Consider the following 14,409-nt stretch of genomic DNA (forward strand, 5'->3'; position numbering starts at 1 on the left):
CACGGGTGGCCGACCTGCTGCCGGGTAGGCTGCTGATCTCCTGCCACGCCGAAAGGAACGCGCCGTGCCGACGTCCAGCGCCAGCACCACCGACTCCGCCAAGTCCGCCAGTGGTGGGGTCCAGTCCCTGGAGCGCGCCTTCGACCTGCTGGAGCGGATGGCGGACGCGGGCGGCGAGGTCGGGCTGAGCGAGCTCTCGGTGAGCAGCGGACTGCCGCTGCCGACCATCCACCGTCTCATGCGCACCCTGGTGGTCTGCGGTTACGTACGCCAGCAGGCCAACCGCCGGTACGCGCTCGGCCCGCGGCTGATCCGTCTCGGCGAGTCCGCCTCACGGCTGCTCGGCACCTGGGCCCGCCCCTACCTGGCCCGACTGGTGGACGAGACCGGCGAGACGGCGAACATGGCGCTGCTCGACGGGGACGAGATCGTGTACGTGGCGCAGGTGCCGTCCAGGCACTCGATGCGCATGTTCACCGAGGTCGGCCGGCGGGTCCTGCCGCACTCCACGGGTGTCGGCAAGGCTCTGCTGGCCGACTTCCCCGACCATGAGGTGCGGGCCCTGCTCGGCCGTACCGGCATGCCCGCGGCGACGGAGAAGACGATCGTCACGCCCGAGGGCTTCCTCGCGGCACTGGAGGACGTACGGCGGGCCGGGTACGCCGTCGACGACAACGAGCAGGAGATCGGCGTGCGCTGCCTCGCGGTCTGCGTGCCGGACTCCCCCACCGCCGCCGCCATCTCCATCTCCGGCCCGGCGGGCCGGGTCACCGAGGCGGCCACGGAGCGGATCGTGCTGGTCCTCCAGCAGGTCGCCCGGGAACTGTCGGAGGCGCTGGCCGGCTCGGGCGCCGCCAACGCGTAGTCCGCCGCCCTCGTGCTCCCGTCGAACGTCAGCGCCGCGGGGGCTCGCCGAAGAGCTCGACCGCCGTACGGACGTCCGCCAGGCCCGGGGCCAGCGCGCTGACCGAGCCGATGGCGCCCGCGATCAGCAGCAACGAGCGGCGCAGCCGCGGAATCTCCGGGGTACCCCCGGCCGCCATGGCGTTCAGCGCGGCGAGTTCGTCCTCGGCGATGTCCCGGTCGGAGAACTCGGCCGGATGGGCGGCGAGTTCGCGACGCAGCCGGGACACCGCGGAGCGCAGCCCCGCCACCCGCGGATCCTCGTCGCTCCCGGTCACAGCCTTCTGCTCCACACTCCGCAACACAGTCCTCCCCCTCACCCGCGGCCCGCACCCCACACCCGCGCCCCACCGTCCCCACCGCCCCCGGCGCGCACCCCGTGCCCGGCGCCCGGTCGGGGCGGGCGCCCAGTTAACGCCACCGGGACCCGCGTCCGCCAGTCCGATGCACCGTCAACTTCCTTTGTACGCAAGGGAGATCGAATCGACCGCAGCACGCCGCCGCGGCGGATGACCGGCCCGGCATCCCCCCGCCTCGCCGGGCACACGGAAGCGCCGTCCCTGCCTCCACCCGCGTCCTGCGGTATGCAGGGTCCATGACGACACCACAGACGACGCCCCGCCCGCCGGCGGTCGCGGGCCTGCTGCTCGCCGCGGGCGGCGGACGGCGGCTGGGCGGACGCCCCAAGGCCCTGCTCACGCATCGCGGGCGGCCGCTGGTGGAGCACGCGGTGGAGGTGCTGCGGTCGGCCGGGTGCCGGCCGGTCCACGTGGTCCTGGGGGCACAGGCGGACACCGTACGGCGGCGGGCGGAGCTCGGCGGCTGCGTACTGGTGGACAACCCGGAGTGGGAGCAGGGCATGGGCACCTCGCTGCGGGCCGGGCTGGCCTCGCTCACCGGAACGGACGCAGCGGCGGTGCTGGTCTCGCTCGTCGACCAGCCCGGCATCGGCCCGGAGGCGGTACGGCGGGTCCTGGCCGCCCACCGGGGCGGCGCGTCCCTGGTCGCGGCCGCCTACGCGGGCGTGCGCGGCCATCCCGTCCTGTTCGGGGCCGCCCACTGGGCGGGCGTCGCCGCGGCCGCGACCGGGGACCAGGGGGCCCGCGCCTATCTGCGGGAGCACGCGGCGGCGCTGACGCTCGTCGAGTGCGGGGACGTGGCCCGGCCGTACGACATCGACACGGAAGCCGACCTGGTCCACCTCGAGTGAGCGAGGTGGCACCGCGCACCTCCCGCCTCGACGCCGAACGCCTCGGCATCAACAGAACATTGAACTTCCGCGATGAGGAAACTAACATCCATTGATCAAAAGCGTCCGGCCGCGCCCCGACGCCGTCCGCCTCGCCCGGTTCGACCGGCACCCGGTGCCACGCCCGCTGAAGGAAGTGACAGCTCATGTCCACACCAGCGCCGTCCCCGCTGGCCATCGTCGACGCCGCACCGCTGCCCCGGCAGGAGGAGGTCCTCACCGACGCCGCGCTCGCCTTCGTCGCCGAGCTGCACCGGCGTTTCACGCCGCGCCGGGACGAGCTCCTCGCCCGCCGGGCGGAGCGCCGCGCCGAGATCGCCCGCACCGCCACGCTCGGCTTCCTCCCGGAGACCGCCGCGATCCGCGCGGACGACTCCTGGCGGGTGGCCCCGGCCCCCGCGGCCCTGGACGACCGGCGGGTGGAGATCACCGGCCCGACCGACCGCAGGATGACGGTCAACGCGCTCAACTCCGGTGCCCGGGTGTGGCTCGCGGACTTCGAGGACGCCTCCGCGCCGACCTGGGAGAACGTCGTACTCGGCCAGCTCAACCTGAGCGACGCCTACGCCCGGACCATCGACTTCACCGACGAGCACACCGGAAAGTCGTACGCACTCAAGGCCGCCGGGGAGCTCGCCACCGTCGTCATGCGGCCGCGGGGCTGGCATCTGAACGAGCGTCACCTCGTCGACGCCGAAGGCACCCCGGTCCCCGGCGCGTTCGTCGACTTCGGGCTGTACTTCTTCCACAACGCCCGGCGGCTGCTCGACCTCGGCAAGGGCCCCTACTTCTACCTCCCGAAGACCGAGTCCCACCTCGAGGCCCGGCTCTGGAACGACGTGTTCGTCTTCGCACAGGACCACCTCGGCATCCCGCAGGGCACCGTCCGCGCCACCGTCCTCATCGAGACGATCACCGCGGCCTACGAGATGGAGGAGATCCTCTACGAGCTCCGCGACCACGCCTCCGGGTTGAACGCCGGCCGCTGGGACTACCTGTTCTCCATCATCAAGAACTTCCGGGACGGCGGGCCCCGGTTCGTGCTGCCTGACCGCAACGCCGTGACGATGACGGCCCCGTTCATGCGGGCGTACACCGAACTCCTCGTGCGCACCTGCCACAAGCGCGGCGCGCACGCGATCGGCGGCATGGCGGCGTTCATCCCGTCGCGGCGTGACGAGGAGGTCAACAAGGTCGCCTTCGAGAAGGTCAGGGCCGACAAGGACCGTGAGGCGGCCGACGGTTTCGACGGGTCCTGGGTGGCCCACCCGGACCTGGTGCCGATCGCCCTGGCCTCCTTCGACGCCGTGCTCGGCGACCGCCCGAACCAGAAGGACCGGCTGCGCGAGGACGTCCACGTCGAGGCGGCCGACCTGATCGCCGTCGACTCCCTCGACGCCCGGCCGACGTACGCCGGGCTGGTCAACGCCGTCCAGGTCGGCATCCGTTACATCGAGGCCTGGCTGCGCGGCCTCGGCGCGGTCGCCATCTTCAACCTCATGGAGGACGCGGCCACCGCCGAGATCTCCCGCTCGCAGATCTGGCAGTGGATCAACGCGGGCGTGGAGTTCGAGAACGGTGAGAAGGCGACACCGGAACTGACCCGCAAGGTCGCGGCGGAGGAACTGGCCGCCGTCCGCGCCGAGACCGGCGAGGAGGCCTTCGCCGCCGGCCACTGGCAGCAGGCGCACGACCTGCTGCTGAGGGTCGCCCTCGACGAGGACTACGCCGACTTCCTGACCCTGCCCGCCTACGAGCAGCTCCAGGGCTGAGCGCGGCGCGTCCTCACCTGTCCGAGTGGCCCAGGGACCGGCCCGGGGCCACTCGGTCGCGTACCGCCTTCTTGACCTCGGTGGGTTCCGGGAACCCCTGCTCGCGCCGGTCCCACACCACCTCGTCGTTCACCCGCACCACGAAGACCCCGCCCGTGCCCGGCTTCAGCGCCAGCTCGGTCAGGTCGGCCTCGAAGGTGGTCAGCAGCTCCTGCGCCAGCCAGGCGGCCCGTGGCAGCCAGCGGCACCGGGTGCAGTACTCGATCTCCACCCGCTGGACGTCCGTCATTGCAGATGCACCGACCAATCCTGTTCGGCGGCCGGCTTGCCGTGCAGGTCGGGGACCCGCTTGAGCCAGTTCGGCCGGCCCTGCTGCGTTCGCGCCGCCCGCCGGGCCTCCTCGGCGGCGAGCTCCTCCCGGCTGGGGAAGTCGGTGGGCAGCCAGGACCCGGAGGCCCGCACCCGGGCGTGGAGATGATCCACGTACGCCGTCCGGGCGTCGTCGGGCGTGGCGAACTCCGGGTCGTCGGCCAGCCAGGCGTCGGGGACCTCGGCGACGATCCGGCGCAGCAGTTCCCCGGTCACCCTGGGGGCCAGCTCGGCGTCGGCCGCCCGGGTGTCCGGCGCGTACCCGCCGAGGGCGTGGTGGCGGAAGTCGTACGCCTTGTGCGGCGCCGCCGAGTCCCAGCGGTGGTGGAAGACGAGCGCGGCCCCGTGGTCGATCAGCCACAGCCGCGGCGGGACCGTGCCGAACGTGGGCCAGATCATCAGGTTGGAGCTGTGCACCGTGCGGTCGACGTTCACCGTCAGGGCGTCGAGCCAGACGATCCGGCCCGCCTCCACCGGGTCGACGTCGAAGGCGGCGGCCACATCGGGCGTGAAGTCCTTCGCGCCCGGCAGATAGTCCATGCCGAGGTTGACGCCCCCGCTGGCGTTCAGCAGGTCCCGCACCTCCTGGTGCGGTTCGTCCGCGCCGAGCTGCGGGTCGAAGCGCACCAGGACCAGTTCGGGGAAGCGCAGCCCGAGGGCACGGGCCAGTTCGCCCACGATCACCTCGGCGACCAGCGCCTTGCGGCCCTGCGCGGCGCCGGTGAACTTCACGACGTAGGTGCCGAGGTCGTCGGCCTCGACGACGCCGGGGACGGAGCCCCCGGAGTGCAGGGGTGTGAGGTAGCGGGTCGCAGTGACCTCTCTCAGCATGTTCTCGGGCCACCCGACCTTTCGCCCTCGCGATCCACGGCGGACTCTCCGACGTGCGCACTCCGGAAAGTCTGCCACCCTGCGCGGCGCCCGTGCGGCCGGTCAGCCGGCGGTGCCCGCCTGCTCGGCGAGGGTGTACGCCACGAGCGCGTTCGCATGGCCGTGTCCCAGGCCGTGCTCGGTCTTGAGCCAGGCGACCAGTTCCATGTGCCTGGTCAGCGGCGAGGAGCGGATCAGGTCCTGCCACTCGGCCACCGGACGGCCGTACTTCTTCTCGATCGAGGGAAAGTAGCTGGCGGGGCCCTTCACAGGTGCGCTCATGTCGGTCGCTTCCCGTCTGTTCGGTCGTGTGCGCTGCCGCGTGTGTGCTGTCGTGTGCGCTGTCGTGTGCGCTGTCGTCTGTATGACCCGCGGGCGGCGGAGAAGCGATCGCCCCACCGGCGTGACCCGCATCACATATGACCAGGCCGTCTCGTCCTCCGCCCGGCGGGTGGGGCCGGCCCCGCGGCCGCCGGTCAGCCGGACAGCGGGTTGGGCAGCGGCAGATAGCGGGCGTCGGCGCCGTCCGCGCCGGTCCAGCGCAGCAGCAGGTTGGTCTTGCCGGGCAGGGTGGGCGAGGCGAGCAGGGCGTCGATCTCGGGGAGGTCGCGCCGGGCGAGTTCACGGCGGGCGGCGGGCCAGGGGTCGAAGCCCGGCCGGCGCTCGGCCAGCGCACCGGCGATCTCGGTGAGGTGGTTGACGACCAGGCAGTACACCAGCCGCTCCCAGCCTGCCTCCCGGGACACGTCCGGCAGCAGCTTGACGCCCTCGGCGTCCCGGAACAGCGCCTGCACCGGAGTGCCGTCCGCGTCGACCGCGACCAGCGTGTTCTGGAGATGCGCCTCCAGTACGACGCCGTGGTCGGCGAAGGCCGCGAGGGACGGGGGGACGACCGCGCCCAGATAGGCCTCCCACCAGGCCCCCGGGTCCTTCGTGCCGTCCAGCGGGCTGCCCGCGAACCCCTCGGCCAGGCCCGCGGCGAGCAGCGGTGTTGCGCCGGGGAGCAGGTGGTCGCGCAGTCCGTCGCGGACCAGGACGGCCAGTTCCTCGAAGGCGAAGCCGGCGGTGCGGTAGCCGCGGTCGCCGAGCCAGGCCGCGGGCCCCTCGGCCGACGCGAGGGCGTGCGCGGCGGCCGTGTCGCTCCGGCGCAGTCTCAGCAGGTCGTGGCGCCACAGCCGGCGGATGTCGTTGGTGATGCGGACGTCCAGGCTGAACTTCAGGAAGAGGTCGCGCTCCGGGCTGTACGTCGTGCGGATCGCGGCCGTGGGCCAGACCTCGCAGGCGGTCGTGCCCAGCCGGATCAGCCGCCCGTCGGCGAAGGCGGGGGCGAGGTCGTCGCCGACCAGGTCCAGCTGCCAGGGGTGGGCGGGCAGCAGTCGGTAGCCGGGCGGGGCCTCGCCGAGGGTGTCCAGGGCCGCGGTGTCGCCCTCCTCGACGACCTGGTCCTCGCGCACCCCGAGCAGGGCGAGCGGGAAGCGGGCGTGCGCCTCGGGGGCGTACGGCAGCCAGCCGGCGACCGGGCCGCCGCCGCGCGCCTTCGGGGCCGGGTGGTACGGGTGGCCGGTGACCAGGGACTGCTCGGAGCGCAGGTAGGGGTCGTCGGGCGGGGTGGCGGCGGCGCGGGCGGTGAGCAGCGCGGCCACCGCGTCCCTGCTGTCGATCATCTCGGCGGGCAGTTCGTGGTTGGACAGCCCGGTGTGCCGGCGCAGCTCCTCGGCGACGAGTTTGACCAGTTCCGGATGGTCGAGGCGGTGCCAGGCGCCCGCCGCGTACACCTCGGGTTCGGCGGGCCGCCGGGTCCCGAGCACCCGTAGCAGCCGGTCCCCGCCGGGCAGGCGGTACACCGGACGCCGGCCGGGATCGGCGGGGTCGCCCAGCGGGCGGGCCACCTCGCGCAGCAGACAGTTGAGCAGGGGCGCGGCCGCGTAGGCGTCGGCCGGGTCGGTACGGCCGCCGGTCGACACGCCGGTCCGCGGGGCGGCGGGCGACACGCCGAGCCGCGGGGCGCCGGGCGGGACCGCGGCGCCACCGGCGGACGGGGCCGCGCCGTCACCGGCGGTCGGGCCGGGGCCGCCGCCGCCGGGCGGGGCGGCGTCGTCGTCGGCGGGCGGGGCGGCGTCGTCGTCGGCGGGCACGGCGGTGGCGCCGCCGGGCGGGGCGGCGTCGTCGTCGGCGGGCGGGGGCAGGAGGTCCACGCGATCCACTCGTTCCCTACGGTCCGTTCGGACGGAGATGATCAGTATCTCTGCTGTCACCACCCGCCTTGACCGACCAGTCCCACCCCACTCGTACCCGAGGAGCCCGACCGTGTACCGATCTTCCAGCGCCGAGGACGCGATCGCCGCCGAACTGGCCGATGTGCGTCCCGGCCTCGTGGCGCGGTTCACGACCGAGCTGCCCGGCGCCCGCGCGGCCGTCCTGACCCGGCTGTGGCGCGCGCTCGCCCATGAACCGCTGCCGTGGATCGTGCGCCGTGAACCCGGCGGCGACGGGCTCACCCTGCGGCTGTCCGACGGCCGCAGGCTGCACGGTCCGGTCCCGGATCCGTACGCCACCGCCGCGTACGTCACCTCGGTGGAGCTGGACGGGGTGGCGTACGACCGTCCGCAGCGGCTGCTCACCGCGCTCGCCGTGCCGAACGGCGCGGCCTTCGCGGCCGAACTCGACGACAGTGTCGCGTCGTTGGCGCTGTCCCGGGCCGGACAGCCGGACCGCCCCGCCACGCGTTCGCCCGGCGGACGGACCGCGGACGAGACGCGGGCGGACGAGTGGCCGCCGGACGAGTGGCCGAGGGACGAGTGGGAGTGGGAGCAGCGGGTGGTCGACGGGCATCCGTACCACCCCAACTGCCGTTCCCGGCCGGGTTTCTCGGCCGCCGAGCAGCTCGCGTACGGGCCGGAGCACCGGCCCCTGGTGCGGCTGGGCCTGGTGCCGGTGGAGGCGGACGAGTGCCTGGTGACGGGCGAGTGGCCGCAGTGGCTGCGGGACGGGCGGCGGACGGTGCTGCCGGTGCACCCCTGGCAGGCGGCGCATGTGCTCAAGCGGGCGGGCGACACCGGGCTGGACGCGCATCCGCTGATGTCGCTGCGCACCCTGGCCGTGCCCGGCGGTCCGCACGTCAAGACCGCGCTCACCGCCCGGCTGACGTCCTCGGTGCGGGACATCTCGGTCGGGTCCGTCTCGATGTCCGCGACCCTGTCGGAGTTCGGGCAGGCGCTCGCGGCGCGCACGGACGGCCTGTTGCACGTCACCCGCACGCTGGGCGCGGCCACCGCCCACTCCCCGGACCTGGCGGCCGTGCTGCGGGAGTCGCCTGGTGTGTACGGGGCACCGGGCGAGCACGTGGTGCCGGTGGCCGCCCTCGCGACGACCGGTCTGCCCCGGTCGCCGGGCTGGCTCGCGGACTTCACGCGGCTCGCGCTGACCGTCGGGCTGCGGCTGCTGGAACTCGGCGTCGCCCTGGAGGCGCACGGCCAGAACCTGCTGGTGGTGCTGTCTCCGACGGGCGCGCCGCTGCGTCTGGTCTACCGCGACCTCGCCGACATCCGGGTCGGACCGCTGCGGCTGGCCGAACACGGTGTCCCGGTTCCCGCGTTGGCCGGGCGGACCGTCACGGACGATGTCACCACCCTGCGGCGCAAGCTGTTCGGCTCGCTGGTGGCGGGCTCGCTGGCCGCGACGGCCGGATCGGCGCCGGCGCTGCGCGGGGCGCTGGAGGCGGCCGTACCGGACCTGCCGCGCACCGCGGACCTGGTGGCGCTGCTCGAAGAACCGCTGCCCGTCAAGGCGTTGACACTGATGAGGCTGTCGCCGGGGGTGGCCGGGGACCAGTGGGCACAGCTGCCCAACCCGCTGGGCGCGGGGCCGGGGCGGCGCGGGGCGGACCCCGCTTTGTGGCGGGACCCGTCCGGTCAATAGGATCCGCCGATGATCAGAACACAACGGCTGGCGGTAGGGATCTGCGCCCTGCTCGCCGCGTTCACGGTCGGGATAGCGTTCCCTGCCGGAGCGGTCGCCGACGAGACCACCGCCGACGCACCGAAGGTCGACCTCGTTCTCGATGTGAGCGGGTCGATGCGGGCCAACGACATCGACGGCAAGTCGCGGATGGCCGCGGCGAAGCAGGCGTTCAACGAAGTGCTGGACGCGACGCCCGAGGAGGTCCAGCTCGGCATCCGCACGCTGGGCGCCAACTACCCCGGCGACGACCGCAAGACGGGCTGCAAGGACACCGCGCAGCTCTACCCGGTCGGCCCGCTGAACCGGACCGACGCCAAGACGGCGGTGGCGACCCTCTCGCCCACCGGCTGGACGCCGATCGGACCCGCCCTGCTGAAGGCCGCCGACGACCTCGACGGCGGAACCGGCTCCAAGCGGATCGTACTGATCAGCGACGGCGAGGACACCTGCGCCCCGCTCGACCCGTGCGAGGTGGCCCGCGAGATCGCGGCCAAGGGCGTCGGCCTCACCATCGACACGCTCGGCCTGGTGCCGAACACCAAGCTGCGCGCGCAGCTGAGCTGCATCGCCGAGGCGACCGGCGGCACCTACACCTCGGTCGAGCACGCCGACGAACTGACCGACAAGGTCAACCAGTTGGTGGACCGGGCGGCCGATCCGGTGGTGACGCCGGTGGCCACCCAGGGCGCGGACTCCTGCTCCCAGGCACCGACCCTGAAGTCCGGCCTGTACACCGACCGTGAGGAGTTCGGCCAGGAGCGCTGGTACCGGGTGGACGTCAACCCGGGCCAGGAGCTGCGGGCTTCGGTGAGCGTGGCGGACGACCGGGCCGTCAACCCCGACTACGGGGTGCTGCTGCGCGCGGTCACCGTGCACCAGCGGGAGATCGTACGGGGCGAGGCGGACGGCAACGGCCGTACGGACGTCGTCTCGACCGGCCTGCGTTACCCGAAGGCGGAGAGCGACGACGAGAACGCGCCCGCCGAGACGGTGTGCCTCCAGGTCACCAACTCCTTCTCCGCCGCCGCCGGGGTCAAGGCCACGCCCGGTCTGCCGCTCGAGCTGACGGTCGACGTGGTCGACGGCCCGTCCCAGGCGAGCGACGTGGCCTCCTTCGGCCTCGGCCGCGGCTGGTGGCTGCTCGGCGCCCTGATCCTGGCCGGCTTCCTCGCCGGTGTGCTGTGGGGCTGGCTGTCCCGCTGGCGCGTCGCGGTCTGGAGGACCAACTGATGCGAATCACACGAACGCTGAGCCTGGCGCTGCTGACCCTCGGACTGGCCGCGGGCCCCGCGGCGGCCGACTCCTCGCCCTCCGCGAGCCCGTCCGACGACGCCAAGGCGCCCACCACGGCGGGTACTTCGTTCCGCACGGCGACCGAGATCGAGCAGGGCGTGACGGCCACGGCGAGCGGTTCCGCCGGTGACTACCTCTACTGGTCGTTCCCGGCGGACGCCGGACAGCGGCCCACCGTCAAGGCGACGGTGAAGCTGCCGGACACCCACGGGGCCCAGTCCTGGCAGATCGACGTGTACGACGGTCTGCGCCGCCGCCAGGCCTGCCAGTACGGGGCGCAGACGCGCACCGCCCAGCCGGGCTCGCCCTCGGTCGAACTGGCCTGCACGCTGCGCACGGTGCGCGCCTGGACCGAGCCGTGGGACGACGCCCCGCTGCCCGGCACCTACTACGTCCGGCTCACGGTCGTGGGCCTGAAGACGGCCGACCTGGGTCTGCCGGTGAGCGCCGAGATGTCGGTGGAGTCCAAGGACATCGGCGGTGCGGCCGCCGTGGACGGCTCGCTGTCCGAGGCCCTGGTGCCGGGGATCGCGGTCACGTCCAAGAAGGACGAGTCGGACGACTCCGACGGCTCGGCGAAGTCGGCGGTGCTCTCCAGCATCGAGCCGGACGACGGCTGGTCGTCCAACTGGTGGTCCGACCGCTGGGTGTGGACCGCGGTGGGCGGCATGCTGGCCGCGCTCGCGGGCATCGGCGGCTACGCGCTGACCCGCGGCAACGGCCGACCGCGCAATCTGCCGCCGGGCGTCTGACGCCCGTGCCCTGCGGGCCGGGCCCGGCGCGCCTCCTACGCGCCGGGCTCGGCCCGTTCGTCTTTCACCCTGGCGGGAACAACCGGGTCCGTCGGGTTCACCGAATCCGCCGGGTTCGTCAGGTCCTTCGGAGTCGTCGGGTACGTCGGGTCCGTCGGCTCAACCGGTCAGGCCGGTCGGCCCGGTTGGGCCGGTTCGGGCGCCCCCGCCGGTGCAGCCGGTTCGGCCGGCTGGGCCAGTTGAGCCAGTTCCTTGGCCAGGGGGCCGTCGCCGGTCACCTCCGCCCGACCCTCGCGGACCGCCTCGGCCAGGGTGAGCAGACCCCGGGCCATGGCCTCGCAGGTGGCGGTGTCCAGGATCAGCAGCGCGTCGGGCCCGGCGGGCGCGGGCCCGTCGCCGTACGCCGGCCCGTCCGTGTCGCCGTCACCGGCGTGGAGATGGAACCTGCCCTCCTCCAGCCTGACTTCGAGGACGCCCCGGGCCGCGGGGACCCCCCGCAGCGCCCGCAGCAGCGGCAGCGCGAACCAGTGGGCGCGCACCGCGTCCGTGGGCCGCCGTTCGCCCAGCTCCCCCTCGCCCCACGCGCCCAGCGCCTGGAGCACCGTCCGCAACCGGCGTCCCCGGGACGTGAGTTCGTAGACGTAGACGGCGCCCGGCGGGGGCAGCCGACGGCGGGTGGCCAGGCCGTCGCGCTCCATGTCCTTCAGCCGCGAGGCCAGTACGTCCGTGCTCACGCCCGGCAGGTCGGCGTGCAGGTCCGTGTAGCGGCGCGGGCCGGCGAGCAGCTCGCGGACGATCAGCAGGGTCCAGCGGTCGCCGACGACGTCGAGCGCGCGGGCGGCGGAACAGTACTGGTCGTAGCTTCGGCGAGGTGGCATGCGACGCAGTCTAGACATGTTGTTGGACTTTCCAAGCTCCCACTTGGTAAAACCAAGCATCACCAGATATCCGAGAGGCGGCGGCGCATGGAGTTCCGGCAGTCCAACAAGCTCAGCGAGGTCTGCTACGAGATCCGCGGTCCGGTGATCGAGCACGCCAACGCCCTGGAGGAGGCGGGTCACAGCGTGCTGCGCCTGAACACCGGCAACCCGGCGCTGTTCGGCTTCGAGGCGCCGGAGGAGATCCTCCAGGACATGATCCGGATGCTCCCCCGGGCCCATGGCTACACGGACTCGCGCGGCATCCTCTCCGCCCGCCGCGCGGTCGCGCAGCGCTACCAGGACCGAGGCCTGGAGGTCGACGTCGACGACGTCTTCCTCGGCAACGGCGTCTCCGAGCTGGTCTCCATGGCCGTACAGGCGCTGGTGGAGGACGGCGACGAAATCCTCATCCCCGCCCCGGACTTCCCGCTGTGGACGGCCGTCACCACCCTGGCCGGCGGGAAGGCGGTCCACTACCTGTGCGACGAACAGGCCGACTGGTACCCGGACCTGGAGGACATGGCGTCGAAGATCACCGAGCGCACCAAGGCGGTCGTGATCATCAACCCGAACAACCCCACCGGCGCGGTCTACCCCAAGGAGATCGTCGAGGGCATCCTCGACCTGGCCCGCCGGCACGGCCTGATGGTCCTCGCCGACGAGATCTACGACCAGATCCTGTACGACGACGCCGTGCACCACTCGGCCGCCGCGCTCGCCCCCGACCTGGTCGTCCTCACCTTCTGCGGCCTCTCCAAGACGTACCGGGTGGCGGGCTTCCGCTCGGGCTGGCTGGTCGTCACAGGGCCCAAGCAGCACGCGAAGAGCTATCTGGAGGGCCTGACCATGCTGGCCTCCATGCGGCTGTGCGCCAACGCACCCGCCCAGTACGCCATCCAGGCGGCGCTCGGCGGCCGCCAGTCCATCCACGAGCTGACCGCCCCCGGTGGCCGGCTGTACGAACAGCGCACCGTGGCCTGGGAGAAGCTGAACGAGATCCCGGGGGTGTCGTGCGTGAAGCCGAAGGGCGCGCTGTACGCCTTCGCCCGTCTGGACCCCAAGGTCCACCGGATCCACGACGACGAGAAGTTCGTCCTGGACCTGCTGCTGCGGGAGAAGATCCAGGTGGTCCAGGGCACCGGGTTCAACTGGCCCGCCCCCGACCACTTCCGCATTCTCACGCTCCCCCACGCGGACGATCTGGAGGCGGCCATCGGCCGGATCGGCCGGTTCCTGAGCGGGTACCGGCAGTAGCCCTCCTACCCTGGGGGCATGGGTGATCTTTTTATCGTCCGGCACGGTGAGACCGAGTGGTCGCGGTCCGGACGGCACACCGGCCGCACCGACGTACCGCTGACCGAGTGCGGCCGGGAGGAGGCGCGCCGCCTGGTGCCGCTGGTCCGCTCGCACCGCGTCGGCGCCGCGTTCGTCAGCCCGCTCCAGCGGGCGCGGGAGACGGCGGAGCTCATCGGTCTGCACGACGTACGGATCGACACGGACCTCCAGGAGTGGGACTACGGCGCGTACGAAGGGGTCACGACCGTCGAGATCCACCGCACCCGGCCGGGCTGGTTCCTGTTCACCGACGGCGTGCCTGAGGGCCCGCCCGAGCACCCCGGGGAGACCCCGGAGCAGGTCGGCGAGCGCGCCGACCGGGTGCTGGCCAAGGTGGACGCCGCGCTCGCCAACACCGAGGGCGTCGTCGTCCTGGTGGCGCACGGCCACTTCCTGCGGGTCCTCACCGCCCGCCGGCTGGGACTGCCCCCTGCGGACGGCGCGCTGTTCCAGCTGGCGACGGGGGCACTGAGCCGGCTGAGCACGGAACACGGGCGGCCGGTGATCGCCGGCTGGAATGTCAGAGCCAACCCGTAGCCTGCGAGTGGGCCGCCTCGCGGCCCGTGGGAGGGAGCCTGCCGTGACACGACCGCCGACCGCCGCGCAGCGGCGGGTGATCGACGCCGCCGAGCCCGTGACCGGACGGCTGCGGGGCACACCGGCGCAGCTCGCGGCGCTGGTGAGACACGGGCTCGCCTTCCGGCATCCGCGGCCGCCGCACGACCACTTCCTGACCCCGGCCGGACACCGGATACGCGAGACGGCCGACCCCCTGCCGCAGGCGGCGGACCCGACCGGGACCCGGGCCGGGCAGGCGGCGGAGCGGACACCGCACGGGTCGCCGGCCGGGGCCCCCGCGGACGCCGGGGTGTTCGCCGCGCGGGTCGGCGGCGAGGACCGGCCTCAGGGGCCCGCTCCAGCGCCGAGCGCTGGCCCTCGGGGCGGGGCGCGGTCAGGCCCAGCGAGCGGCCGTCGCTGGAACTGCC

General features: G+C 73.5%; 14 protein-coding genes and 1 pseudogene. 9 read left to right on the top strand and 6 right to left on the bottom strand.

Annotated features, from left to right (window positions below):
- Positions 1 to 64: 64 nt before the first annotated feature.
- Positions 65 to 865: an IclR family transcriptional regulator gene (locus ABT085_RS03975; protein WP_351601624.1), complete on the top strand. Its 801-nt coding sequence runs from the start codon at positions 65 to 67 to the stop codon at positions 863 to 865.
- Positions 866 to 893: 28 nt separating this feature from the next.
- Here the strand turns inward: ABT085_RS03975 and ABT085_RS03980 are convergent, their stop codons facing one another.
- Complete coding sequence (locus tag ABT085_RS03980; protein ID WP_351601627.1) at positions 894 to 1,208, bottom strand: DUF5955 family protein; 315 nt, start codon at positions 1,206 to 1,208, stop codon at positions 894 to 896.
- Positions 1,209 to 1,498: 290 nt separating this feature from the next.
- Between ABT085_RS03980 and ABT085_RS03985 the strand changes: the two genes are divergently transcribed.
- Together ABT085_RS03985 and aceB are read left to right on the top strand one after the other, a co-directional pair.
- The gene (locus ABT085_RS03985) at positions 1,499 to 2,113 is read left to right on the top strand and encodes a nucleotidyltransferase family protein (RefSeq protein WP_351601630.1); all 615 of its coding nucleotides are present in this window, start codon (positions 1,499 to 1,501) and stop codon (positions 2,111 to 2,113) included.
- 185 nt (positions 2,114 to 2,298) lie between these two features.
- Positions 2,299 to 3,924: a malate synthase A gene (gene aceB, locus ABT085_RS03990; RefSeq protein ID WP_351601633.1), complete on the top strand. Its 1,626-nt coding sequence runs from the start codon at positions 2,299 to 2,301 to the stop codon at positions 3,922 to 3,924.
- 13 nt (positions 3,925 to 3,937) lie between these two features.
- Here the strand turns inward: aceB and ABT085_RS03995 are convergent, their stop codons facing one another.
- The 4 genes from ABT085_RS03995 to ABT085_RS04010 all read right to left on the bottom strand — a co-directional run bounded on the left by ABT085_RS03995 (position 3,938) and on the right by ABT085_RS04010 (position 7,154).
- A complete protein-coding gene (locus tag ABT085_RS03995; RefSeq protein WP_351601636.1) occupies positions 3,938 to 4,213 on the bottom strand; it encodes an Rdx family protein in 276 nt (91 codons plus the stop codon).
- Positions 4,210 to 5,124, bottom strand: a complete 915-nt coding sequence (locus tag ABT085_RS04000; protein WP_351601639.1) for a HipA family kinase — start codon at positions 5,122 to 5,124, stop codon at positions 4,210 to 4,212. Before ABT085_RS04000 ends, ABT085_RS03995 begins: the two co-directional genes overlap by 4 nt.
- A 102-nt stretch (positions 5,125 to 5,226) precedes the next feature.
- Entirely contained in the window at positions 5,227 to 5,445 is a 219-nt protein-coding gene (locus ABT085_RS04005; RefSeq protein WP_351601642.1) for a DUF4287 domain-containing protein, read from the bottom strand.
- Between the two features lie 194 nt (positions 5,446 to 5,639).
- Complete coding sequence (locus tag ABT085_RS04010; RefSeq protein WP_351601669.1) at positions 5,640 to 7,154, bottom strand: IucA/IucC family protein; 1,515 nt, start codon at positions 7,152 to 7,154, stop codon at positions 5,640 to 5,642.
- 316 nt (positions 7,155 to 7,470) lie between these two features.
- Here ABT085_RS04010 and ABT085_RS04015 point away from each other — a divergent pair, with 316 nt between their 5' ends.
- From ABT085_RS04015 to ABT085_RS04025, 3 genes are read left to right on the top strand one after another with little or no spacing between them, the layout of a single operon-like run.
- The gene (locus ABT085_RS04015; protein WP_351601645.1) at positions 7,471 to 9,081 is read left to right on the top strand and encodes an IucA/IucC family protein; all 1,611 of its coding nucleotides are present in this window, start codon (positions 7,471 to 7,473) and stop codon (positions 9,079 to 9,081) included.
- Positions 9,082 to 9,090: 9 nt separating this feature from the next.
- A complete protein-coding gene (locus ABT085_RS04020) occupies positions 9,091 to 10,353 on the top strand; it encodes a VWA domain-containing protein (RefSeq protein WP_351601648.1) in 1,263 nt (420 codons plus the stop codon).
- Positions 10,353 to 11,168 carry a hypothetical protein gene (locus ABT085_RS04025; protein WP_351601651.1) on the top strand — a complete coding sequence of 272 codons (816 nt, stop codon included), beginning with the start codon at positions 10,353 to 10,355 and terminating at the stop codon, positions 11,166 to 11,168. The genes ABT085_RS04020 and ABT085_RS04025 overlap by 1 nt, the downstream gene beginning before the upstream one ends.
- A gap of 167 nt (positions 11,169 to 11,335) precedes the next feature.
- On the opposite strand, the gene ABT085_RS04030 is transcribed toward ABT085_RS04025, so the two are convergent.
- Positions 11,336 to 12,046: a winged helix-turn-helix transcriptional regulator gene (locus tag ABT085_RS04030; protein WP_351601654.1), complete on the bottom strand. Its 711-nt coding sequence runs from the start codon at positions 12,044 to 12,046 to the stop codon at positions 11,336 to 11,338.
- 87 nt (positions 12,047 to 12,133) lie between these two features.
- On the opposite strand from ABT085_RS04030, the gene ABT085_RS04035 reads away from it, so the two are divergent.
- The 3 genes and pseudogenes from ABT085_RS04035 to ABT085_RS04045 all read left to right on the top strand — a co-directional run.
- Positions 12,134 to 13,342: a pyridoxal phosphate-dependent aminotransferase gene (locus tag ABT085_RS04035; RefSeq protein WP_351601656.1), complete on the top strand. Its 1,209-nt coding sequence runs from the start codon at positions 12,134 to 12,136 to the stop codon at positions 13,340 to 13,342.
- Between the two features lie 18 nt (positions 13,343 to 13,360).
- Complete coding sequence (locus ABT085_RS04040; protein WP_351601658.1) at positions 13,361 to 13,960, top strand: histidine phosphatase family protein; 600 nt, start codon at positions 13,361 to 13,363, stop codon at positions 13,958 to 13,960.
- 43 nt (positions 13,961 to 14,003) lie between these two features.
- Positions 14,004 to 14,409 (top strand): annotated as a pseudogene (locus ABT085_RS04045) (hypothetical protein); the annotation flags it as partial.

It is taken from the genome of Streptomyces sp. NPDC002265, from assembly GCF_040296125.1.
Lineage (GTDB): Bacteria > Actinomycetota > Actinomycetes > Streptomycetales > Streptomycetaceae > Streptomyces.